The sequence below is a fragment of the Marinobacter sp. M5B genome (assembly GCF_042604615.1).
Classification (GTDB): domain Bacteria; phylum Pseudomonadota; class Gammaproteobacteria; order Pseudomonadales; family Oleiphilaceae; genus Marinobacter; species Marinobacter salarius.
In genome coordinates, this window is record NZ_CP156894.1 from 952,698 (window position 1) to 975,144 (window position 22,447).

The following is a 22,447-nucleotide window of genomic DNA, read 5'->3' on the forward strand; positions in this document are numbered from 1 at the left end:
TGTAATGGCTAAGGTTTCCATGAAGAACCGCGAGTTCAAGCGCGAAAAAACCGTTGCGAAGTACGCAGCGAAGCGCGCCGAACTCAAGGCGATTATCAAGAACCCGAATACCAGCGATGATGACCGTTGGGATGCACAGATGAAGCTGCAACAGCTTCCTCGTGATGCGTCTCCCTCGCGTCTTCGTAATCGTTGCCAGGTTACAGGTCGTCCCCACGGCGTTCTGCGCAAGTTCAAGCTATCACGTATTAAGTTGCGTGAAGCTGGCATGCGCGGCGACGTCCCGGGCCTGACCAAAGCAAGCTGGTAAGGCAGGTACACTGACCGCAGGTCAGGTGCCCGTTGGTAAGCGGTGCGGCGCGCCGCTGCACAACTAAAAAGATCAGGAGTCTCATACCAATGAGTATGCAAGATACGCTTGCGGATATGTTTACCCGTATCCGTAATGCACAGATGGCACAGAAGGCCGATGTGGCCATGCCGTCTTCAAAGATGAAGATCTCCGTAGCCCAGGTCCTTAAGGACGAAGGTTACGTAGCCGATTTTTCCGTCTCAGCTGACGCGAAACCCGAGCTGACCATTAACCTCAAATACTTCGGTGGCAAGCCGGTTATTGAGGAAATCAAGCGGGTCAGCCGTCCGAGTCTGCGCCAGTACAAGGGCGCTGGGGAGCTGCCGAAGGTATCCGGTGGTCTGGGAGTCGCGATTGTCTCTACGTCCAAGGGCGTAATGACAGACCGCGCTGCACGTGCTGCCGGCGTGGGTGGCGAAGTCATCTGCACCGTATTTTAGGAGATACACATGTCCAGGGTTGCCAATAATCCTGTCGTGCTGCCTTCCGGTGTTGAGGTTAAGCTGAACGGACAGGAAATTAATGTGAAGGGGTCCAAAGGATCGCTTCAATTCACCATCCACCATGTGGTAGAGGTCGCGCAGGAAGAAAACGTTCTGCGCTTCGCACCCCGTGATGGAGCCAAACAGTCCCGCGCTCTTGCTGGTACTACCCGCGCATTGGTCAACAATATGGTGACCGGTGTGTCTACAGGCTTTGAGCGCAAGCTCGCGCTGACGGGCGTAGGCTACCGTGCCCAGGCGCAAGGTAAGAAGCTCAATCTGACGCTGGGTTTTTCACACCCGGTTGAGTATGAGCTGCCCGAGGGGATTACCGCTGAAACTCCGTCCAATACGGAAGTTGTGATTCGCGGAATCGACAAGCAACAGGTTGGCCAGGTCGCTGCAGAAGTCCGCGCATTCCGTCCGCCAGAGCCTTACAAAGGCAAGGGTGTGCGTTATGCGGATGAGCAGGTCAGACGCAAAGAAGCCAAGAAGAAATAAGGCGGGACTATGAGCGCGAATAACGAAAGATTGCGTCGCGCACGCAAAGTGCGCATGAAGATCCGTAAGCTGGGCACCAACCGCCTGTGTGTACATCGTACACCCCGGCACATGTACGCCCAGGTTACCACTGCAGACGGCAGCAAGGTGCTGGCGGCTGCCTCCACGTTGGATAAGGACCTGCGCCAGGGTGCAACCGGTAACGTGGACGCTGCCAAAAAGGTCGGTCAGTTGATTGCTGAGCGTGCCAAGGCGGCAGGTGTAGAGCAGGTCGCTTTTGACCGCTCCGGTTACCGTTATCATGGTCGCGTCCAGGCTCTGGCCGACGCAGCCCGTGAAGCTGGCTTGCAATTCTAAGAGGTGGAGAAGATGAGCGTTAACGAACAGAAGGCGCCTGAGCTCCAGGAGAAGCTGGTTCAGGTCAATCGCGTCGCCAAGGTTGTTAAGGGCGGTCGTATTTTTGCCTTCACTGCACTGACTGTAGTGGGTGATGGTAAAGGACGCGTTGGTTTCGGTCGTGGCAAGGCGCGTGAAGTGCCGGTTGCGATCCAGAAAGCGATGGAAGCTGCACGCAAGAACATGGTCGACATCCCGCTTGACGGAAATACCCTGCAGTACGCGGTTAAAGCGCAGCATGGTGGTTCCAAGGTCTACATGCAGCCTGCATCAGAAGGTACCGGTATCATCGCCGGCGGCGCTATGCGTGCCGTACTGGAAGTAGCGGGTGTGCAGAACGTACTGTCCAAGTGTTACGGGTCCACCAACCCGGTGAACGTGGTACGTTCCACCATCAAGGGTCTCCAGGCAACTCAAGCGCCTGAAGATATTGCAGCCAAGCGCGGTAAATCCGTGGAAGAGATTCTGGGTTGAAGTCATGGCGAACGCAAAAACGATCAAAGTAACACTGACCCGCAGCCCCATCGGCTGTCAGCCCAAGCACAAGCTGTGCGTCAAGGGCCTGGGTCTCCGTAAAATCGGTCACACCGTGGAAGTGGAAGATACCCCTTCCATCCGTGGGATGATCAACCGGGTTAACTACCTGGTGCAGGTAGAGGAGAACTAAGATGCGTCTGAACGAACTTAGTCCGGAGCCTGGTTCACGTCCTGCCGCCAAGCGCGTGGGTCGCGGTATCGGTAGCGGCCTCGGCAAGACCGGTGGTCGTGGTCACAAGGGTCTTAAGGCCCGTTCCGGCGGCAGTGTCGCGCCTGGTTTCGAGGGCGGCCAGCAGCCGTTGGCCCGTCGTCTGCCGAAATTCGGTTTCACCTCGCGCCAGCAGCGCTATGTGGCTGAAATTCGTCTGAACGAACTGGCGAAAGTCGACGGTGACGTAGCTGATCTCGAGGCCCTGAAGAAGGCTGACATCGTTCGCGAAGAAATTCGTGAAGCGAAGGTTATTCTGTCCGGCGAACTGAGCCGCGCAGTGACTGTCAAGGGTCTGAAGGTGACCAAAGGCGCACGCGAGGCGATCACTGCCGCGGGCGGTAAAGTCGAAGACTAAGGCGAGTCGAGGACTAAATGGCCAAGAACGCATCATTGCCTGCGGGCGCGGGTAAAGGACTGGCAGAGCTGCGATCGCGGCTCTGGTTCGTCTTCCTGGCATTGCTGGTGTACCGGATCGGTGCCCACATCCCGGTGCCGGGTATTAACCCCGACCGTCTGGCGGCACTGTTTGAACAGAACCAGGCCACAATCCTGAGCATGTTCAACATGTTTTCCGGTGGTGCGCTTGAGCGGATGAGTATCTTCGCACTTGGTATCATGCCGTATATTTCAGCCTCTATTATTATGCAGTTGATGACAGCGGTCAGTCCGACGCTGGAGCAACTGAAGAAGGAGGGTGAAGCTGGCCGTCGCAAGATAAGCCAGTACACGCGGTATGGTACGGTTATCCTGGCCCTGGTTCAGGGCTTTGGTATTTCTGTCGGGCTGGCATCCCAGGGTGTGACCTTCAACGACAGCTTCAGCTTCCACTTTGTGGCTGTGGTATCCTTTGTCAGTGGTGCCGTGTTCATGATGTGGTTGGGTGAGCAGATCACCGAGCGCGGCGTCGGCAACGGGATTTCCCTGCTGATTTTTGCCGGTATTGTTGCTGGCCTTCCAGGTGCCATAGGGCAGACCCTGGAGCAAGCGCGTAACGGCGAGATGAGTCTGTTGGTGGTTCTGGGTATTGGTATCCTGGCGGTTGCTGTAATTGGCTTCGTGGTGTTTATGGAGCGTGGTCAGCGTCGACTGACCATCAATTACGCGAAGCGCCAGCAAGGCCGGCGGGTATTTGCTCAGCAGTCCAGCCATTTGCCTTTAAAAGTGAATATGGCAGGCGTTATTCCGCCGATCTTCGCTTCCTCCATTCTGCTGTTCCCGGCGTCGCTGGGGCAGTGGTTCGGTCAGGGCGAGGGCATGGAATGGCTGAGTGATATTTCCCAGGCATTGGCACCTAGCCAGCCGCTATACATCATTCTGTTCGCAGCAGCAGTCGTTTTCTTCTGCTTCTTCTATACAGCGTTGATGTATAACCCGAAAGAAGTTGCGGATAACCTCAAGCGCTCAGGCGCGTTTATTCCGGGCATTCGTCCGGGCGATCAGACTGCCAAGTATATTGATGGTGTGCTGACCCGCCTGACTCTGTTCGGTGCAATGTACATTGCAGCAGTGTCCCTGTTCCCTCAGTTTCTGATGGTTGCCGGGAATGTACCGTTCTATCTGGGCGGCACGTCTCTGCTGATTGTTGTAGTCGTGGTGATGGATTTCATGGCTCAGGTTCAGTCGCACCTGATGTCTCATCAATATGATTCGTTGATGAAGAAGTCCAATCTCAAGGGCTATGGTCGGAACGGATAATTTCGTTCCCCTTGAAAACTGGAGTCGACAATGAAAGTACGCGCTTCGGTAAAGAAAATTTGCCGTAACTGCAAAGTAATTCGTCGCAATGGCTCAGTACGAGTCATTTGCTCGGAGCCTCGCCACAAGCAGCGTCAGGGTTAATCCTTACGGATTCAGCACTGACATTGTAAAGGGTACGATTAATGGCGCTTGACCTCAGGTGGGGTCAGGCGCTATTATTTCGCGCCCTTTTATAGTGGCGGAAAATTCACACAGCAAAGCTTTGAACGCGGAGTAATTTGGATGGCACGTATAGCCGGTGTCAATATACCCGATCACAAACATGCTGTTATCTCTCTGACTTACATTTTTGGAGTCGGTAAGACAGCAGCCCAGAAGCTTTGCGATGCAACCGGTGTTAAGCCGGACGTCAAGGTCAAGGACCTGTCCGACGAGCAGCTTGAATCACTTCGTACAGAAGTAGGCAAGCTGGCCGTTGAAGGCGATCTGCGTCGTGAAGTTCAGATGAACATTAAGCGTTTGAAGGATCTCGGTTGCCACCGTGGTCTGCGCCACCGTCATGGACTCCCTGTCCGTGGCCAGCGCACAAAGACCAACGCCCGCACCCGTAAAGGTCCTCGCAAACCTATTCGTAAGTAACAGGTAGGCAAACATGGCAAAGCCAGGTACACGTACCCGTAAAAAGGTGAAAAAGACGGTTGTTGATGGCGTCGCGCACATTCACGCGTCCTTCAACAACACTATCGTGACCATTTCTGACCGTCAGGGCAACGTATTGTCCTGGGCCACTTCTGGTGGGTCCGGTTTCCGTGGGTCACGCAAGAGTACACCTTTTGCTGCGCAGGTAGCAGCTGAAAGAGCCGGTAATGCGGCTGCTGAATACGGCCTTAAAAACCTGGACGTAGAGGTTAAAGGTCCGGGGCCCGGACGTGAATCTGCGGTTCGTGCGCTGAACGCGTGCGGCTACAAGATCACTAACATCACTGATGTGACGCCGATTCCCCATAACGGTTGTCGTCCGCCCAAAAAGCGCCGCGTCTAACACAGGAGACAGTGAATTATGGCTCGTTACATAGGCCCGAAGTGCAAGCTGTCTCGTCGTGAAGGGACAGATCTTTTTCTGAAGAGCGGTGTTCGCGCGCTCGATTCAAAGTGCAACATCGAGACTCCGCCGGGTATGCACGGCGCGCGTCGCGGTCGTCTGTCCGAATATGGCGTACAGCTTCGTGAAAAACAGAAAGTTCGTCGTATCTACGGCGTGCTGGAGAAGCAATTCCGCAACTATTACAAAGAGGCCGCCCGCATCAAGGGTGCAACCGGTGAGAACCTGTTGCAGCTGCTGGAAGGCCGTCTTGATAACGTTGTCTATCGCATGGGTTTTGGTTCTACCCGTGCTGAGTCCCGTCAGCTCGTTTCTCACAAAGCGATCCTGGTCAACGATAAGTTGGTGAACATCCCGTCTTATCAGGTCCGTCCGGGTGATGTTGTGAGTGTGCGTGAGAAGGCAAAAAACCAGCTTCGCGTTAAAGGCGCGCTGGATCTGTCTTCCAGCCGCGCACCGGTGAGCTGGGTAGAGGTCGACGCCAGCAAGATGTCCGGCGTTTACAGGTCAGTGCCCGAGCGCACTGAATTGCCGGCCGACATCAACGAGAACCTCATCGTCGAGCTTTACTCCAAGTAAAGCCCAGTTAGCAACGAGAGCAATTAGGGGCGTCTATGCAGCGTTCAGTACATGAGTTATTGACACCTCGTACCATTGACGTGAAAGAATCAAGCGCCATGCGCGCCAAAGTGACCCTGGAGCCTCTGGAAAGGGGCTTCGGTCATACTCTTGGTAGCGCACTGCGTCGGATACTCTTGTCCTCAATGCCGGGCTGTGCCATTACCGAGGCACAGATCGACGGCGTGTTGCACGAGTACAGCGCGATCGAAGGTGTTCAGGAAGACGTCATTGAGATTCTTCTGAATCTTAAAGGCGTGGCCGTGAAAATGGGCGGCCGGGACGATGCCGAGGTAACCCTCAGCAAGAAAGGCCCGGGCGTTGTCACTGCCGGTGATATCAAGCTGGATCACGATGTCGAGATCACCAACCCGGAACATGTGATCTGTCACCTGAGTGCCAATGGTGAAGTGAACATGCGTCTGAAGGTTGCCCGTGGTCGCGGCTATGAGCCTGCTGATCAGCGGGGTCTGGACGAGGACGAAACTCGCGCCATTGGACGCCTGCAACTGGACGCAACTTTCAGTCCGGTCCGCCGTGTTGCCTACGCCGTGGAAAGTGCACGGGTAGAACAGCGCACCGACCTGGACAAGCTGGTTATTGATCTGGAAACCAATGGTACGATCGACCCGGAAGAAGCGATTCGCCGGGCCGCGACCATCCTCCAGCAACAACTGGCCGTGTTTGTTGATTTCGATCACGAGAAAGAACCCGAGCGTGTTGAGGAAGAGGAAGAAATTGATCCGATTCTCCTGCGTCCGGTTGATGATCTGGAATTGACAGTGCGTTCAGCTAACTGCTTGAAAGCTGAGAATATTTACTACATCGGCGATCTGATTCAGCGCACTGAAGTTGAGCTGCTGAAGACGCCTAACCTTGGTAAAAAGTCGCTTACTGAGATCAAGGACGTGCTCGCGTCCCGCGGTCTGTCACTGGGTATGCGTCTTGATAACTGGCCGCCGGCTAGCCTTCGTGGCGACGATCGGGTCCTGGGCGGTTAATCGCCGATTAGTTTAAGGTAAGGAATCAGAGCAATGCGTCATCGTAAGAGTGGTCGTAAGTTCAGCAGGACCAGTGCGCATCGCAAGGCCATGTTCCGTAACATGACTGCGTCACTGGTTGAACACGAGCTGATCAAAACTACGCTCCCGAAAGCGAAAGAACTTCGCCGGGTAGCGGAGCCTTTGATCACGCTGTCAAAGAATGATTCGGTTGCGAATCGTCGTCTGGCGTTTTCTCGCCTGCGTGACGATGCGGCGGTTGCCAAGCTGTTCAATGAGCTTGGTCCCCGTTACAACGAGCGTCCGGGTGGTTACCTTCGTATCCTGAAGTGTGGCTTCCGTGCCGGCGACAATGCCCCCATGGCATTTGTAGAGCTGGTTGGTCGTCCGCTGGACATCGAAGCAGAAGAAGTGGACGAAAGCGAAGATTAAGTTTTTCGCCAAGCCCATAAAAAAACCGGAGGTTAATCCCTCCGGTTTTTTTATGTCTCATCACTTGTAGTGTTTATTTCCGATTCTGGGCCAAGACGCCCTTCAGGTACCGCCCGGTATGTGACCCCGTCTCTGCGGCAACATGCTCTGGCGTCCCTTCCGCAATGATCTGACCGCCACCGGAGCCGCCTTCGGGCCCAAGGTCAATGATCCAGTCCGCCGTCTTGATCACATCCAGGTTGTGCTCGATCACCACGATGGTGTTGCCATGATCCCGAAGTCGCTGCAGTACGGTCAGTAGTTGCTGGATGTCGTAGAAGTGCAGGCCGGTAGTGGGCTCATCAAGAATGTAGAGTGTCTTGCCGGTATCGCGCTTGGACAGTTCCTTGGCCAGTTTGACGCGCTGGGCCTCGCCTCCGGAAAGGGTGACTGCACTTTGCCCGAGGCGGATATACGATAGCCCGACGTCCATCAGCGTTTGCAGTTTGCGGGCGAGGAACGGAACCGGGTCGAAAAATTCGCGGGCTTCTTCTACGGTCATCTCCAGCACTTCGTGAATGCTCTTGCCCTTGTATCGGACCTCCAGAGTTTCGCGGTTGTAGCGCTTACCCTTGCAGACATCGCAGGGGACATACACGTCCGGCAGGAAGTGCATTTCCACCTTGATCACGCCGTCGCCCTGACAGGCCTCACAACGACCGCCCTTAACGTTGAAGCTGAAACGGCCTGGTTTGTATCCGCGGGAACGGGCTTCCTGGGTGCCGGCAAACAGTTCACGTATCGGAGTGAACAGTCCGGTGTAGGTCGCCGGGTTAGAGCGGGGTGTCCGGCCTATGGGGCTCTGGTCGATGTCGATGACTTTGTCGAGCTGGTCCAGCCCTTTCAGGGATTCATAGGGCGCGTGGCTCAGGCTCGTGGCTTTGTTGAGCTTTGCAGCACACACCGGATACAGGGTGCTGTTGATCAGCGTGGACTTGCCGGAGCCCGAAACGCCGGTGACACACGTCATAACACCCAGCGGTAAGGTTAATGTGACGCCTTGCAGGTTGTTTCCGGTCGCGCCTGCCAGTACCAGTGGTTTACCCTTCCGGGTATGGCGTTGTTCAGGGATCGCGATCTCTTTTTCGCCGCACAAGTACTGCCCGGTGAGGGAGTCCTTGGAGGCGATGATGTCTTCGGGCGTGCCTTGGGCAATGATGTGGCCACCGTGCACGCCTGCACCCGGCCCGATATCGATCACGTGATCTGCAGCCCGGATGGCGTCTTCGTCGTGCTCGACAACGATAACGGTATTGCCCAGATCCCGCAGATGGAACAGTGTGGCCAGTAGGCGATCGTTATCCCGTTGGTGCAGGCCAATGGATGGTTCATCGAGAATGTACATGACGCCCACAAGGCCGGCACCGATCTGGCTCGCCAGCCGTATGCGCTGGGCTTCGCCGCCGGAGAGTGTATCGGCGCTGCGTTCAAGGGTCAGGTATTCCAGGCCAACGTTAACGAGGAATTGCAGTCGCTGACGAACTTCCTTGAGGATTTTTTCGGCAATTTCGCCCTTGCGGCCAGGAAGGGCAAGTTGTCCGAAATAGTCATGGGCGTCGCCGACAGGCATGTGGGTGACGTCCGAGATGTTGTTCTTCTCAACAAACACATGCCGGGCGCTGCGTCGCAGTCGTGAGCCGCCGCACTCTTTGCAGGGCTGCGTGCTGAGGTTGCGGGCCAGTTCCTCTCGCATGCTCTGTGATTCGGTTTCCCGGTAGCGGCGCTCGAGGTTTGGCAGGATGCCCTCAAAAGGATGGGCCTTCTCCATGATGTGGCCGCGCGAGTTTACATAGCGGAATGGGACGTCTTCGGTTCCCGTGCCGTAGAGCAGCGCCTGACGAAAATCCTCCGGCAGGTCCTCCCAGGGAGTGTCCATGTTGATGTCGTAATGTTCGGCCACACTGGTCAGCATCTGGAAATAGTACACGGCCCTGCGGTCCCAGCCCTTGATGGCGCCCTCGGCAAGGGTGGCCTCTGGGTGCTGGACGATCTTTTCGGCATCGAAGAATTGCTTGACGCCCAGGCCATCGCAAGTCGGGCAGGCGCCGGCAGGGTTGTTGAAGGAAAACAGTCTCGGTTCCAGCTCGCTGATGGCGTATCCGCACTGGGTACACGCGTAGCGGGCAGAAAACGTATGTTCGTTTCCCTCATTATCCATGGGGGCAACGAGCGCGATGCCATCAGCCAGGCCCAGAGCGGTTTCAAAACTCTCGGCAAGCCGTTGCTCAAGCCCCGGTTTGACCTTGAAGCGGTCGACCACCACGTCAATCTGGTGCTTCCGTTTCTTGTCCAGTGTTGGAACGTCATCGATATCGTAAACACGGCCGTCCACCCGCAGGCGGATAAAGCCCTGGCTGCGCATCGTGTCGATGACCTGCAGGTGCTCCCCCTTGCGGTCACGGATGACCGGAGCGAGGATCATCAGCTTGCTGTCATCGGGCATGGCCAACACCTGATCCACCATCTGGCTTACAGTCTGGGCCTCTAGTGGCAGATCGTGATCCGGGCAGCGGGGCTCGCCAGCGCGGGCAAACAGCAGGCGAAGGTAGTCGTAGATTTCGGTGATGGTACCGACGGTAGAACGGGGGTTGTGGGAGGTGCTCTTCTGCTCGATCGAAATGGCCGGCGACAGGCCTTCAATATGATCCACGTCTGGCTTTTCCATCATCGACAGAAACTGCCTTGCGTAGGTGGACAGTGATTCCACGTACCGACGCTGTCCCTCGGCGTAAAGCGTGTCAAACGCCAAAGAAGATTTGCCAGAGCCGGACAGCCCGGTGATAACGATCAGCTTGTCCCTCGGCATATCCAGGTCAATGTTCTTCAGATTGTGGGTTCGTGCCCCTTTGATCTGGATATGGTCCATAACACCTCGCAGTCGGAAAAAACGCAAATTATACCGTGTTTGGCCCCCGGCCGGCCAAGTGCCCGGGACTTTTAAGCAGGTAAATGCACAATGCCCTGCCTGCATGGCTTCTGTTACAATGCGCGGCGATTTCCTGAAGGGCATGTGCCCCTTCTGAACCCTCGTTTCCGGACACCGTAACAGGTCAGGCATCTCATGAATTCACTGGAAAGACGCTCTGTTGCAGCACTGGCATCTGTGTATGCCATGCGGATGCTTGGGCTCTTTATGGTGATGCCAGTGTTCGTGCTTCTTGGCAGTGATCTTGACGGCGCAACACCGGCGCTGATTGGTCTGGCCATCGGTGCCTATGGTCTGAGCCAGGCGCTGCTGCAGATTCCGTTTGGCATGCTGTCTGATCGCGTTGGCCGTAAACGGATGATCTACATCGGGCTGGTACTTTTCGCCGCAGGCAGTTTGCTGGCAGCCTCCACAGACTCCATATACGTTGTAATCGCTGGTCGGATTCTTCAGGGCGCGGGCGCCATCGCCAGTGTTTTGATGGCGTTATTGAGTGATCTGACGCGGGAGGAGGAGCGGACCAAGGCTATGGCAACGGTCGGCATCTCCATCGGCCTGTCATTTTCTGTATCGCTGGTTCTGGGGCCCTTGCTGGGGTCTGTCTCTGGTTTGTCCGGCATTTTTTATGCCACTGCCGTACTCGCGTTGGTGGCAATAATGATCGTCAATCGCGTGGTGCCAACACCCCATGAGCACAAGTCCAGTGCGGATACCCATCCGGCCAGGGCAATGTTGCAAACCGTCCTGTCTGATGGCCGACTGCTGAGGCTGGATTTCGGAATTTTTGCATTACACCTGGTGTTGACCGCGATGTTCCTGGTGTTTCCAACCCTGCTTCAGAATCGGCTGGGGCTTCCCGCTTCGTCACATTGGTGGTTCTACCTGACGGTTATGGTGGCCTCTTTCTTTGCCATGGTGCCGTTCATTATCGTTGGGGAGAAAAAGCGCCGGATGAAACCTGTTTTTTGTGGTGCCATCGCGCTGCTTGCCCTATCAACCGGTTGTGTTGGCGCGCTTGGTGGTGGGCTTGCGATGGCCTGGGGGGTGCTGTTCTTCTTCTTTATGGCGTTTAACCTGCTGGAGGCCAGTTTGCCGTCTCTGGTCAGCAAAGAATCGCCGGCAGCGGCAAAAGGCACTGCTATGGGGGTCTATTCCACGTCGCAATTTTTTGGGGCATTTCTGGGTGGGGCGGTTGGTGGTATTCTGCTCGAGCAGTTGGGTCTTCAGGGCGTGCTTTGGTTTATGGTAGGTGCGCTGCTGATATGGCTCGCGGTGGCGTTGACGATGTCGACCCCGGGCCATACCACCAGTTTCGTGGTACAGTTGCAGCCTGTGGTTTACAGTCAGTTTGATGAGATTGATGACACGCTGAGAAGCATCCCCGGGGTGCAGGATGTTGTCATCCTGGAGGAGGCGGAAACTGCCTACCTGAAGGTGGATCGTCAAACATTTGATGAACTGTCGCTTGCGGGCTTTTCATTTGTCCGGCAGGGCAGCCAATCTTGAAATTCGGAGGTCTGCAGGGAAGGCAGGCCATCCCTGAAAACAGAGTCAGGAGCAGATCATGGCACGAGGCGTAAACAAGGTTATTCTGATTGGGAATCTGGGGCAGGACCCGGAAACCCGCTATACCCCGAATGGCAATGCGGTGGTGAACCTCAACCTTGCAACCGATGAAAGTTACAAGGACAGGCAAACAGGCCAGTTGGTGCCGAAAACCGAGTGGCACCGGATTGTGATGTTCGGCAAGATTGCCGAGGTGGCTGGTCAGTACCTGCGTAAGGGCTCAAAGGTCTACATCGAGGGTAAGTTACAGACGCGCAAGTGGCAGGGGCAGGATGGTCAGGATCGCTACACCACCGAGGTAGTGGTGGACATCAACGGCCAGATGCAGATGCTCGACAGTCGTGGTGGCGAAGGCGGCGGCATGAGCCAAGGTGCTCCCGCTGGCCGTCCGCAGCAAGCGGGCAATGCCGCGCCAGCAGCCGCGGGCCCGTCTGGGCAGCAATCCGGAGGCGGGGGCTACAGTCAGCCGTCACAAGGCAGCATGCCGGAACCGGTTGATGACTTCGACGACGACATACCCTTCTAGGGTTAGTTACAAAAAGCCCCCGCCAAGCGGGGGCTTTTCTGTTAACGAGTTGCAAAAAGCAGTGAAATAGAACAATAAAACATGGAATTACGTTTACTTTTTCAACTACTATTAAAGTCACTATAAGAATCGTCCATTTTTTAGGCATCGAGGCTTTCGAGTGGCCCTGAGCTTTATTAAAAGCTTTCTGAATCGTTCCGATAAACGGCAGCAGATCTATCTGGAAATTCGTCCTGACGGCATCGCGTGGGCGGAATCCGGAGGTAGCGCGGCTTTTGCCGATTGCTTGCCGGCAAAGCGGGAGTCTGTTCTCCGTGCATTAGTCGGCGAGCGCGCCTGGGCCGGTGTCGATACCACTCTGGTTTTACCGATGGATCAATACCAGGTGTTCCAGTTGGAGCGCCCTGAGGGCGTTGAAGACTCGGAGCTTGGTGATGCCCTGAAGTGGAAACTCAAGGACATTCTCGATTTCAATCCGTCCGATGCAGTCTGCGATGTATTTCCGTTTCCGGAAGATGCTTCCCGTGGCCGCGGGGACCTGGTTAACGTGGTTGCCGCCAGAAAGTCTCTCATTAGTGAGCTGGTTGCACTGGTCGAGGCATGCGATCTGGCGTTGATTTCCATTGATATCGCCGAGTTGGCTCTGCGTAACCTGGTGCCCCGTATTGATCCCGATCATCGGGGGGCGGCCGTGGTGCACATGCGCGAGCGGTTCGGGCAGATGATCGTCTGTAAAGGCGAAACACTGTACCTGTCGCGACGGCTGGACGTGACTTCGGATGACCTCCGGGATGCAGCGCGGCAGGAAAATGCCGTGCAGTCTTTGGCCCTTGAGATGCAACGCTCCCTCGATTATTACGAAAGCCAGTTGGGGCAAGTGCCCCCTGCCGTCATTCGCCTGGTGGCGCGTGACAACCTCATGCCATTGCCCTCCATGCTTGCCTCCTATGTGGCCGCCACCGTTGAAACGCTGGATTGGTCGCCTTACGGTCTTGATCAACCCTTGGACAGCCGCTGCCTGGTTGCCTGGGGCGCAAGTCTGGTACCGACCGGCAAGGGGGCAAAATGATCCAGCAGGTCAACCTCTATACCGATGAACTGCGTCCCCGAAAGGAAAAACTGCAGGCCCGGATGGCGTTGTCCATTCTGGCCCTGGCGCTGGTTGTGATCGTGGTTTCCGCAGGGGGTGTCCGATATCAGGCGTCGCACTTGCAGGCGCAGGTCGATTCTCGGCAGGCACAGAATGATCAGCTACAGCGTGCGGTGGAACAATTGACCACTGAGGCGGAAGCCCGCCAACCCAACCCTGAGGTTGAAGCCGCCCTTGAGCGTGTAACCGCGACGTTGGCACGAAGGCAGCGATTGCTGAGTCGTGTGGAGGACCTGGTGGCCAGCGAAGCAGCGGGATTTTCAACGCAGCTGTCGGCATTAGCCCGACAGGTGCCGCAAGGACTCTGGCTGACGCACATCCGTCTGGACGGTCATCAGGGGAATGTTGCTTTGGCAGGCAGGTCGCAGTCTGGACGGCTTGTGCCGATATACCTCGAAAAGCTTAGCGGGGAGCCCGCCTTCGTGGGCAAGACCTTCGGCAGCTTTCGGCTTGACCGAGAGGAAGACGGGCGCTGGATTGAGTTTCAGGTTGCCACGGACAGGAACTGGGAGGGTGCTGAATGAATCAGGCTTTTCGTCAGCAGTTTGATAGAGGCATAGCCTGGTTCGATGACCGTCCTGTTCGCGAGCGGGCAATGATTACTGTAACCGCCGTGGTCCTGGTTCTTTTTGTTGGCTGGGAATTGTGTGTAGCGCCTGTGATGGGCCGCAACGACCAGCTCCAGTCCCGCCTGGATTCTTTGGCCAACACTCAGGCGTCGTTGCTTGAGCAACAACAGGTGTTGACTGCGCGCTTGTCCTCCGACCCGTCCCAACAAATTCGCGACAGGCTCGCGTCGCGCCAGCAGCGTCTTGACCAACTCGATGAGAAACTGGCCGAAACCACCGGACGGCTGATCGCGCCGAGGGCCATGGTGGGATTATTGCGGGACATCCTGGCGGCCCAGGAAGAACTTGAGCTGCTGGGTGTTGAATTGATGCCGCCTGTGCCCGTATTTGAGGACGGTCCTGGCACGCCAGAAGATACTAACAGCAATGACGACAATGAAACCCGTGAGCCGCTGCTGTTCGCACACGATGCGGAAATTGCCATTCGTGGAGGCTATATGGACGTGCTGTCTTACCTCGAGACCCTTGAAGCCATGGACGCCCGCCTCGGTTGGGTGCTGCTTGACTATGATGTCAGTGAGTATCCGCACAACGAGATCCGGGTTCGGGTCAGGACACTGAGCCTGGACCGTGCATGGTTGGGAGTCTGAAATGAGGGTGTTGCTGATCGTATTGATGTTGGCTGCAGGGTATGCCTTTGCCCTTGAGGATCCAACCCGGCCGAGCGGCTTTTCAGGCAGTGCGCCACAGTCAGAACCGGCGAGGGAGTTTTCACTGGCGTCGATATTTATTGGCAATAATCGCAGGTTGGCGGTTATCGATGGAGAGGCCCGCAGGGAAGGGCAGGCGTTTGAGGGGGTTCGCATTCGGCGTATTTACCCCGACCGGGTTGAGCTGGTTGATCAGGGAAGAGTGCGCGTTCTACGCCTGGACCCCCTTCCGCAAGTGCGGAGTTCGCAATGACAGACAAACGAGCTGCTATGACACTGAATCGAACGTTTTTGACCGTGCTGCTGGCAACGTCACTGGCCGCCTGCAGCAATAACCCGCTGATGCGCACCAGCCAGGCCACCTCGACGGACGCTGCCCAGTCGATTGATGACGCGCTGGCGGAGGCCGAAGCCAAATCCGCGTTGCAGCGTGCCGAGCGGGAACAGGCCGCACGGGCAGGTGTTCCGGAAGAAATCAGTGCGGCCCTGATGCCGTCGCTGTCTGCTGACACGGATGATGAGGAACGGTTCGATGTCGATGCCCGTGGCCTTGCCGCCGGCCCGTTCTTCGAAGCGCTGGTGGAGGGTAGCCGGTATAACGTGGTGGTTCACCCCGGTGTTGACGCGGTTGTTGACCTGAGGCTCCGGGACGTGACTGTTCCCGAAGTTATGGATATCGCCAGTGACCTCTATGGCCTGGATATTCAGCGCAACGGGCGACTGTTTCAGGTAAAGGCTGAAAGCGTCCAGACTCGGATGTTCCCGATCGACTACCTGCACTTCAAGCGCAGTGGCGGCTCCGAAACCCGTGTCAGTTCAGGGCAGGTCAGCAGTTCACGTGACAATTCAACCGGTGCGGGCGCGTCGCAGGACAATTCCGACAACACTTCAACAGCGAATCTCGTTGGCACTCGCATCTCCACCGAGACCGAGTCCGATTTCTGGACCGATATTCAGCGCGCGCTGCAAATGATCGTAGGATCGGAGAATGGCAATCAGGTGATCATCAATCCCGGCGCGGGGCTGGTGATGGTGCGCTCCGATGGAAAGTCCCTGGCGCAGGTGGAAGAGTACCTTCGCCGAACTCAGTTGATTATGCAGCGGCAGGTGGTGCTGGAAGCCAAGATTCTGGAGATTGGTCTGAATGAAGGCTATCAGCAAGGGGTTAACTGGTCTGATATTCAGAGTGCCTCCTCGGTAACAGCGAGCGATGGCTTGCCGGCCGAGTTCACTGCCCAATCGCTGGCGGGGCAGGCGATACGGACCTCCGATATTGGGGGCTTGTTTTCGGCGACCTTCCGGGAAGGAACCTTCACGGCGCTTATTGAACTTTTGGGCGAGCAGGGCAATGTGCAGATTCTCTCCAGCCCCCGAATTTCGACCATCAATAATCAAAAAGCGGTGATCAAGGTTGGCACCGACGAGTTTTTCGTAACGGACATCGACTTCGACGACAACAACTCGGCAGTGACAGCCACTGACCGGACCTCCACCTCAGTGGAACTGACCCCGTTTTTCTCCGGGATTTCGCTCGACGTTACCCCACAGATTTCAGAAGACGGCGCCATTACCCTGCATGTGCACCCCTCCGTGAGCGAGGTGAATGATCAGGAGAAGGTGATCACGGTGGGCGACCGGGACGTCACACTGCCTTTGGCGCTCAGCACGGTTCGCGAGACCGACAGTGTGATCCGTGCCGAAAGTGGCCAGATTGTAGTGATCGGCGGGTTGATCCAGAACACCAGCGAGGACAACAACTCGGCAGTGCCCTTCTTCAGTGAAATTCCCTTGTTGGGAGAATTGTTTAAACAGCGACGGTTCCAGTCTCGCAAGAGCGAGCTGGTCATCCTGTTGCGCCCCGTGGTTGCCGGCAGCCAGCAGATGAATGCGGATGTATCGGCCAGTCGCGACCGGATGCGGGTTCTGCGGGAACTGCTGGAGTCTTCCGAATCTGTGAAACCCCAACCGGAGAAAGCCAGGCGCTAGCATGTACGAAGCTCATTTCGGACTGCAGGAAGCACCGTTTGCATTGACGCCCAACACCCGGTATTTCCTCCGGGCACGTAGCCACAGCGATGCGCTGGAACTGCTGTTGGTGGCCTTGCGTGAACGGGAAGGCTTTATAAAAATCACCGGCGAGGTTGGTACCGGCAAAACCCTGCTGTGCCGGTTGTTGCTCAATGAGCTGGAGCAGGACGCCCATACGGCCTACATTCCCAACCCGCACCTGACACCGGAGACCCTCTATGAGGCTGTGGCGGAGGAGCTGGGTGTGGACGTTGCGAGTTGCGCCAACACCCACCAGATACTGAAAGCTCTGAACGAGCGCCTGATTGCGCTGGCCATGGAGCAACGCCAGGTGGTGCTGGTGATTGATGAAGCCCAGGCCATGCCCGAGGAAACCATCGAGGCGCTGCGTCTGTTGACCAATCTGGAAACCGAAAGTACCCGGCTATTGCAAGTGGTGCTATTCGGACAACCGGAACTGGACCAGATACTCCAACGAGACAGCATGAGGCAGCTACGGCAGCGGATTACCTTTCAGTATCGCCTGGCACCATTGGATAAGGTGTCGGTAGCACAGTACCTCAGGCACCGCCTGTCCCAGGCCGGGTACAACGGCGGTGACCTGTTTGCACCCTCCGCACTGCGTTTGATTTCCCGCTCATCCGGCGGTATCCCGCGGTTGGTCAATATTATCGCCCATAAGTCCCTGTTGTCAGCGTGGGGCCGGGGCGACCAACAGGTCAGCCGCTGGCACGTGATGCAAGCAGTCAGGGACACTGACAGCGCCCGCGTGCCCAACCTTCTGGTGAGGTGGCTATGAGTTTGCTCAATGATGCTCTGCGGGCCGCCGAACAGCGCCAGGATCGGCCTGTGGCGCCCGGAGTCTATGCGGGAGGTCAGGCGCAGGCTGGCAATCGCAAGCGTGCGTTGGTGAGCGTGTTGGTGGTTCTGGCGATCGTAGTCGCTGGCCTTGGCGGCTACTGGCTGCTCTCCATCGACTCCTCTTCTGCCCCCGCAGAACTCGCGTCAGTTCCCTCTACCGATACTGCGCCCTCGGCAGATGAACCAAGTCAAGCCAAGGTAAGCGATGTTGCCGCTGACGTTTCGCGAGCGGAGCCCGAAGAACCAGCAGAAGCGGTGAAGGCCGTGTCGTCGCCCGCAATGGCTGAGCCGGAACCGGTTCAAATACAAGCATCCACACCGCGAACACCCGCGTCTCAAAACCCGGCACCAGAGCCGTTGTCACCGGAAACCACGGAACCTGATACCACGGAGCAGGAGCCAGCCCAGTCGCCCCCTGCCTCGGTGGCGAAAAGGGAAAAGGTTGAACCGTCATCGACGGAGCCAGAGAAAGAGGCAGAAACAGAAGCTAAGGAAACGGAACCAGAAAAGACTGCCATTGCTGACGTGAAACAGGTGCCGGAAACGCCGGCTGCGACCGATCGCAGCACTGCGAGGGAGCTGGAAAAATTGGTGGCGCAGGGCCGTATTACCGACGCAGAGCGCCGTCTTGCGGCCCTGACCCGGGAGCAGGACGCCCCCCGCAGCCGCTATGTGGTTGCCAGGGCATTGCTGGTTGATGGCAAACAGGATCAGGCCCTTGGCTGGCTGCCCGCGGAGGTTACCGCACAAAACACGGCTTTGCGTTTGCTGAGAGCAAGGGCCCTGCACGCCAACAATGATCTGGGTGCGGCCCTCAACACACTGACGTCGAGCATTCCGCCTGTGGAAGGACATGCCGAATACCGCGTTACGCTGGCAACGTTGCTGCAACAACAGGGTGACAGTGCAGAAGCCGCCCGGCACTGGGCGGCACTGATTGCCTGGGATGACAGCCAGGCTCCATGGTGGGTGGGGCTGGCAATTTCCCTCGAGACACAGGGCGAGCAGGCCGGAGCGGCCAGGGCCTACCAGCAGGCAGCCGAACTTCCGGGGCTGCCCCGGTCGTTGGCCGACTACGTACAGCAACGCCTGCAGGCATTGCGGGCAGGATGATCCATGGCTGAAGCAAAGAAAAAAATCCGCATAGGCGACCTGCTGGTCCAGAACGACGTCATCACTGAGCAACAGTTGATGACCGCCTTGCGTGAGCAGAAAAATACCGGACGCAAGCTGGGCCGTACCCTGATCGATCTGGGCTATGTGGAAGAGGACAACCTCCTCAACATCCTGTCACGCCAACTGGATGTGCCATTCGTTCAGTTGCGCCACTTCCAGTTCAACAACGAGCTGGTCAAGAAGCTGCCGGAAGCCATGGCCCGCCGTTTCCGCAGCATCGTATTGGCGGAACAGAGCGGCGAATTGCTGGTAGGTATGGCCGACCCGCTCGACATCTTCGCCTACGACGAACTGGTGCGGGTGCTGAAACAGCCGATCAAGCAGGCCGTTGTGCGGGAAAGCGAACTGCTGAATACCCTCGATCTGGTGTATCGCCGTACTGACGAAATTGCCTCGCTGGCGGAAGAACTGGAAGACGAACTGGGCGACGACGCCTTTGACCTGGCGGACCTCAGCGCCGAGTCTGAAAGCGCGGAAGCACCTGTGGTAAAGCTTCTGCAGACGCTGTTTGAAGATGCCGTGCAGGCCCGCAGCTCCGACATTCACATTGAACCTGACGAGACCGTGGTACGTATTCGCCAACGGGTGGATGGCGTGCTGCAGGAACAGGTGATGAAGGAAAAGCGGGTTAACTCCGCTCTGGTGCTACGCCTTAAACTGATGGCTGGCCTGAACATTTCCGAGAAGCGGATTCCCCAGGATGGCCGCTTCAATATCCGCGTAAAGGGCCGCAGCATCGATGTGCGGGTTTCCACCATGCCGGTTCAGTACGGCGAGTCGGTGGTCATGCGTTTGCTGGACCAGAGCCAGGGCATGCTGAATCTGGACGTCACCGGCATGCCGGAAACGCTGCTCGAAAACTTCCGCCGTATGATCAAGAAGCCCCATGGCATGATCCTGGTCACCGGCCCGACCGGTAGCGGTAAGACCACAACCCTTTATGGCGCGCTAACCGAACTCAACCGTCCGGAAGTCAAAATCATCACCGCAGAAGACCCGGTGGAGTACCGGCTGCCGCGCATTACCCAGGTGCAGGTAAACCCGAAAATCGGCCTGGAATTCGCCAGTGTACTACGCGCCGCGCTGCGCCAGGACCCGGACGTGATCCTGGTGGGCGAGATGCGGGACCATGAAACCGCCGAGATTGGCCTGCGTGCGGCGATGACCGGCCATCTGGTGCTCTCGACGCTGCACACCAACGACTCCATCAGCAGCGCCATGCGACTGATTGATATGGGCGTGGAGCCTTTCCTGGTGGCCAGTTCCCTGCTTGGCGTTGTTGCCCAGCGGCTGGTGCGCAAGGTTTGTGAGAACTGTCGCGAGGCCTACGAGCCCACCAGTCAGGAAAAAGTCTGGCTGAACCAGTTCGATCTTGATCCGCTCGACCTGGAGGCCGGGTTTGTACATGGTCGCGGTTGCTACCAGTGCAGCAACAGTGGTTACCGGGGGCGTCTGGGTGTGTACGAAATGCTGGAAATGAACGAGGCGATGCTGGACGCACTGCGCCGCCAGGACATCGCCGGTTTCACCCGGGAAGCGCGCAGGAGCCACCTTTACCGGCCGCTTGGTCTTTGTGCCATGGATTTTGCACTGCAGGGCGTGACCACTCTGGAAGAAGTGGCCCGGGTGGCGGCGACCTCTGAGGGCGACGTGTCCCTGGATGAGGTGCCGGTGCTCTCTCAATCCTCTGGTGATAGCGGCGCCGACAACCCTGCTCCCAATGAGGGAGGTGTCTGATGCAGTTTACGTACCGGGGTAAGGACAGCAGAGGAACCGTGCAACAGGGTGCGCTGGCTGCGCCGAGCCCCGAGGCGGCAGCGTCCGAACTCATGCGGCGGGGCATCACACCCCTGGCGATCCATGAGCAGGCACAAGGCGAATCCATCGGCGACCGGCTGAACAACTTGCCGCTGTTCCGCAAGAAAATCACCCTGGACGAACTGATCGTGTTCTGCCGTCAGATGCATGCGTTGACCAAGGCGGGCATCCCGTTGATACGAACCATGCGTGGCCTGGCGGACACGACGCGCTCGCCCGCGCTCAGCGAAGTGCTGGACGACGTAACGGATCGCCTTGAGGCTGGCTCCACGATGGCTACCGCCATGCAGGCGCATCCCAAGGTGTTTCCGGATCTGTTTATCGCCATGATCCACGTGGGAGAGAACACCGGGCAACTGGACGATGCCTTCAAACGGCTGTCTGAGATCCTCGAGCTGGAGCGGGACACCAAGCGGCGTCTCAAACAAGCCATGCGTTATCCCACCTTCGTGGTGATTGCCCTGTTTGCGGCGCTGATGGTGGTGAACTTTCTGGTGATCCCGAAGTTTTCGGCGGTCTTCAACAAACTGGGCGCCGACCTGCCATTCCTGACCCAGGTACTTGTTGGTACCTCAAACTTCCTGTTGGGCTACTGGTACATCGTGTTGTTCGGTATGGCTGCAACGGCGCTTTTGGTGAGGCAGTGGAAAAACACCGACCAGGGACGCCTGACCTGGGACCGCTACAAACTGAAAATGCCTACTATCGGACCGCTGCTGGAGTTGATTACCCTAAGCCGGTTTGCCCGTAACTTCGCCAGTATGCTGTCTGCGGGTATGCCCGTGACCCATGCGTTGACCGTGGTTGCAGACGCCACGGATAACGCCTGGATATCCAAGCACATCAAGGAGATGCGGATCGGTATCGAACGCGGTGAAAGCCTGCTGCGGACAGCCCGGCAGAGCGATATGTTCACGCCGCTGATCTTGCAGATGATTGCGGTGGGTGAGGAAACCGGTTCGGTGGACGACATGCTCGTGAACGTGGCGGACTTTTACGATGAAGACGTGGACTACGGCCTCAAGCGGCTGGCGGAATCCATCGAACCGATACTGATCGTGGCCATGGGTATCCTGGTTCTCATTCTTGCACTGGGCGTGTTCCTGCCCATATGGGACCTGGGAGCGGCCGCCATGGGGCGTGGGTGAATGACCGGCCAGAAGTATTCGGCGATGTCGGTGCTGACCAATTCACATCGCCTGAGGTTTCTGGTGGCCCTGTGCATCCTTTTTACCCTCTGGTGGGTATTACTGGGAGTTGTAGAGCGGGAAGCCGGCAGGGCGGAACAACAAGGTACACGGCTGATGATCAACCAGATCAGAAGTGTGCTGGTCGTAAAAGGGGCAGAGATTCGCCTGCAGGAAGGGGCCGACTTCAGGGCCTGGTCGGGCGGAAACCCTTTCGAATGGTTTGGATCAGAACCGGCCCGGTATGATGGGATTTGTCATGACGGGCTGCCGGAGCCCGGCAGGTGGTGTTTCAAGCCGTTACAAACCGGCGATAAAGGCTACAAAAAAGACACGGCAGGCGCGCAGGGACAGGTTATATTTCAACCACGCCAGCCGATAACCCTTGGAGACAGGCAGGGAAGCGGCGACACACCCATGGCCTGGGTTGTGGCGGTCGAGTTCACGGACAGGAACGGCAACGGACGCCTCGATGGACAGGATCTCCAGTCCGGGCTGAGGTTGCAGCCGGTGGAGACGCAGAATGATCGTGCCGAACATTGATAACAAGCCTCAGGGAGG

Annotated in this window: 27 protein-coding genes; 26 read left to right on the top strand and 1 reads right to left on the bottom strand. The window is 57.2% G+C overall.

The window, feature by feature from the left end; genetic code table 11:
• Positions 1–4 precede the first annotated feature (4 nt).
• From rpsN to rplQ, 14 genes are all read left to right on the top strand, one after another.
• Positions 5–310: a 30S ribosomal protein S14 gene (gene rpsN, locus AAGD24_RS04315; protein ID WP_007154002.1), complete on the top strand. Its 306-nt coding sequence runs from the start codon at positions 5–7 to the stop codon at positions 308–310.
• 89 nt (positions 311–399) lie between these two features.
• Positions 400–792, top strand: a complete 393-nt coding sequence (rpsH, locus tag AAGD24_RS04320) for a 30S ribosomal protein S8 (RefSeq protein WP_007154001.1) — start codon at positions 400–402, stop codon at positions 790–792.
• A gap of 9 nt (positions 793–801) precedes the next feature.
• Positions 802–1,335, top strand: a complete 534-nt coding sequence (gene rplF / locus AAGD24_RS04325) for a 50S ribosomal protein L6 (RefSeq protein WP_379866661.1) — start codon at positions 802–804, stop codon at positions 1,333–1,335.
• 9 nt (positions 1,336–1,344) lie between these two features.
• The gene (gene rplR, locus AAGD24_RS04330; protein WP_007153999.1) at positions 1,345–1,692 is read left to right on the top strand and encodes a 50S ribosomal protein L18; all 348 of its coding nucleotides are present in this window, start codon (positions 1,345–1,347) and stop codon (positions 1,690–1,692) included.
• Positions 1,693–1,704: 12 nt separating this feature from the next.
• On the top strand, positions 1,705–2,205 hold the full coding sequence (gene rpsE, locus AAGD24_RS04335; protein WP_007153998.1) for a 30S ribosomal protein S5: 501 nt from the start codon (positions 1,705–1,707) through the stop codon (positions 2,203–2,205).
• Positions 2,206–2,209: 4 nt separating this feature from the next.
• Entirely contained in the window at positions 2,210–2,398 is a 189-nt protein-coding gene (gene rpmD, locus AAGD24_RS04340; protein ID WP_007153997.1) for a 50S ribosomal protein L30, read from the top strand.
• Position 2,399: 1 nt separating this feature from the next.
• Complete coding sequence (rplO, locus tag AAGD24_RS04345; protein WP_007153996.1) at positions 2,400–2,834, top strand: 50S ribosomal protein L15; 435 nt, start codon at positions 2,400–2,402, stop codon at positions 2,832–2,834.
• 17 nt (positions 2,835–2,851) lie between these two features.
• Positions 2,852–4,174, top strand: coding sequence for a preprotein translocase subunit SecY (gene secY / locus AAGD24_RS04350; protein WP_379866663.1), 1,323 nt, complete (start codon positions 2,852–2,854; stop codon positions 4,172–4,174).
• A 30-nt stretch (positions 4,175–4,204) separates the two neighbouring features.
• On the top strand, positions 4,205–4,318 hold the full coding sequence (gene rpmJ / locus AAGD24_RS04355; protein WP_008174902.1) for a 50S ribosomal protein L36: 114 nt from the start codon (positions 4,205–4,207) through the stop codon (positions 4,316–4,318).
• Positions 4,319–4,459: 141 nt separating this feature from the next.
• Positions 4,460–4,816 (top strand): 30S ribosomal protein S13, encoded by a 357-nt coding sequence (rpsM, locus tag AAGD24_RS04360; RefSeq protein ID WP_007153993.1) that lies wholly within the window; start codon positions 4,460–4,462, stop codon positions 4,814–4,816.
• Between the two features lie 13 nt (positions 4,817–4,829).
• Entirely contained in the window at positions 4,830–5,219 is a 390-nt protein-coding gene (gene rpsK / locus AAGD24_RS04365) for a 30S ribosomal protein S11 (protein ID WP_007153992.1), read from the top strand.
• 18 nt (positions 5,220–5,237) lie between these two features.
• Positions 5,238–5,858 carry a 30S ribosomal protein S4 gene (gene rpsD, locus AAGD24_RS04370; RefSeq protein WP_007153991.1) on the top strand — a complete coding sequence of 207 codons (621 nt, stop codon included), beginning with the start codon at positions 5,238–5,240 and terminating at the stop codon, positions 5,856–5,858.
• 35 nt (positions 5,859–5,893) lie between these two features.
• Positions 5,894–6,898, top strand: coding sequence for a DNA-directed RNA polymerase subunit alpha (locus AAGD24_RS04375; protein ID WP_036203352.1), 1,005 nt, complete (start codon positions 5,894–5,896; stop codon positions 6,896–6,898).
• Between the two features lie 33 nt (positions 6,899–6,931).
• Entirely contained in the window at positions 6,932–7,330 is a 399-nt protein-coding gene (rplQ, locus tag AAGD24_RS04380; RefSeq protein ID WP_007153989.1) for a 50S ribosomal protein L17, read from the top strand.
• A 73-nt stretch (positions 7,331–7,403) separates the two neighbouring features.
• Here the strand turns inward: rplQ and uvrA are convergent, their stop codons facing one another.
• Entirely contained in the window at positions 7,404–10,235 is a 2,832-nt protein-coding gene (uvrA, locus tag AAGD24_RS04385) for an excinuclease ABC subunit UvrA (RefSeq protein ID WP_085681647.1), read from the bottom strand.
• A 195-nt stretch (positions 10,236–10,430) separates the two neighbouring features.
• On the opposite strand from uvrA, the gene AAGD24_RS04390 reads away from it, so the two are divergent.
• The 12 genes from AAGD24_RS04390 (at position 10,431) to AAGD24_RS04445 (ending at position 22,429) form a co-directional block, all read left to right on the top strand.
• The gene (locus tag AAGD24_RS04390) at positions 10,431–11,801 is read left to right on the top strand and encodes an MFS transporter (RefSeq protein ID WP_379866667.1); all 1,371 of its coding nucleotides are present in this window, start codon (positions 10,431–10,433) and stop codon (positions 11,799–11,801) included.
• A gap of 58 nt (positions 11,802–11,859) precedes the next feature.
• Positions 11,860–12,387 (top strand): single-stranded DNA-binding protein, encoded by a 528-nt coding sequence (gene ssb / locus AAGD24_RS04395; protein WP_075195655.1) that lies wholly within the window; start codon positions 11,860–11,862, stop codon positions 12,385–12,387.
• 160 nt (positions 12,388–12,547) lie between these two features.
• On the top strand, positions 12,548–13,456 hold the full coding sequence (locus AAGD24_RS04400) for a biogenesis protein MshI (RefSeq protein ID WP_199480604.1): 909 nt from the start codon (positions 12,548–12,550) through the stop codon (positions 13,454–13,456).
• Complete coding sequence (locus AAGD24_RS04405) at positions 13,453–14,061, top strand: PilN domain-containing protein (protein ID WP_036203379.1); 609 nt, start codon at positions 13,453–13,455, stop codon at positions 14,059–14,061. Before AAGD24_RS04400 ends, AAGD24_RS04405 begins: the two co-directional genes overlap by 4 nt.
• A complete protein-coding gene (gspM, locus tag AAGD24_RS04410; RefSeq protein ID WP_379866669.1) occupies positions 14,058–14,756 on the top strand; it encodes a type II secretion system protein GspM in 699 nt (232 codons plus the stop codon). The genes AAGD24_RS04405 and gspM overlap by 4 nt, the downstream gene beginning before the upstream one ends.
• Before the next feature lies 1 nt (position 14,757).
• Positions 14,758–15,069, top strand: coding sequence for a hypothetical protein (locus AAGD24_RS04415; protein ID WP_085681645.1), 312 nt, complete (start codon positions 14,758–14,760; stop codon positions 15,067–15,069).
• On the top strand, positions 15,066–16,802 hold the full coding sequence (gene mshL, locus AAGD24_RS04420; protein ID WP_379866671.1) for a pilus (MSHA type) biogenesis protein MshL: 1,737 nt from the start codon (positions 15,066–15,068) through the stop codon (positions 16,800–16,802). The genes AAGD24_RS04415 and mshL overlap by 4 nt, the downstream gene beginning before the upstream one ends.
• 1 nt (position 16,803) lies before the next feature.
• Complete coding sequence (locus tag AAGD24_RS04425) at positions 16,804–17,643, top strand: ExeA family protein (RefSeq protein ID WP_036203392.1); 840 nt, start codon at positions 16,804–16,806, stop codon at positions 17,641–17,643.
• On the top strand, positions 17,640–18,818 hold the full coding sequence (locus tag AAGD24_RS04430) for a tetratricopeptide repeat protein (protein ID WP_085681644.1): 1,179 nt from the start codon (positions 17,640–17,642) through the stop codon (positions 18,816–18,818). Before AAGD24_RS04425 ends, AAGD24_RS04430 begins: the two co-directional genes overlap by 4 nt.
• A gap of 3 nt (positions 18,819–18,821) precedes the next feature.
• Positions 18,822–20,618, top strand: coding sequence for a GspE/PulE family protein (locus AAGD24_RS04435; RefSeq protein ID WP_036203396.1), 1,797 nt, complete (start codon positions 18,822–18,824; stop codon positions 20,616–20,618).
• A complete protein-coding gene (locus tag AAGD24_RS04440) occupies positions 20,618–21,847 on the top strand; it encodes a type II secretion system F family protein (protein WP_379866673.1) in 1,230 nt (409 codons plus the stop codon). Before AAGD24_RS04435 ends, AAGD24_RS04440 begins: the two co-directional genes overlap by 1 nt.
• Positions 21,848–22,429, top strand: coding sequence for a hypothetical protein (locus tag AAGD24_RS04445; RefSeq protein WP_051946555.1), 582 nt, complete (start codon positions 21,848–21,850; stop codon positions 22,427–22,429). It begins immediately after the preceding gene.
• Positions 22,430–22,447: the final 18 nt, after the last annotated feature.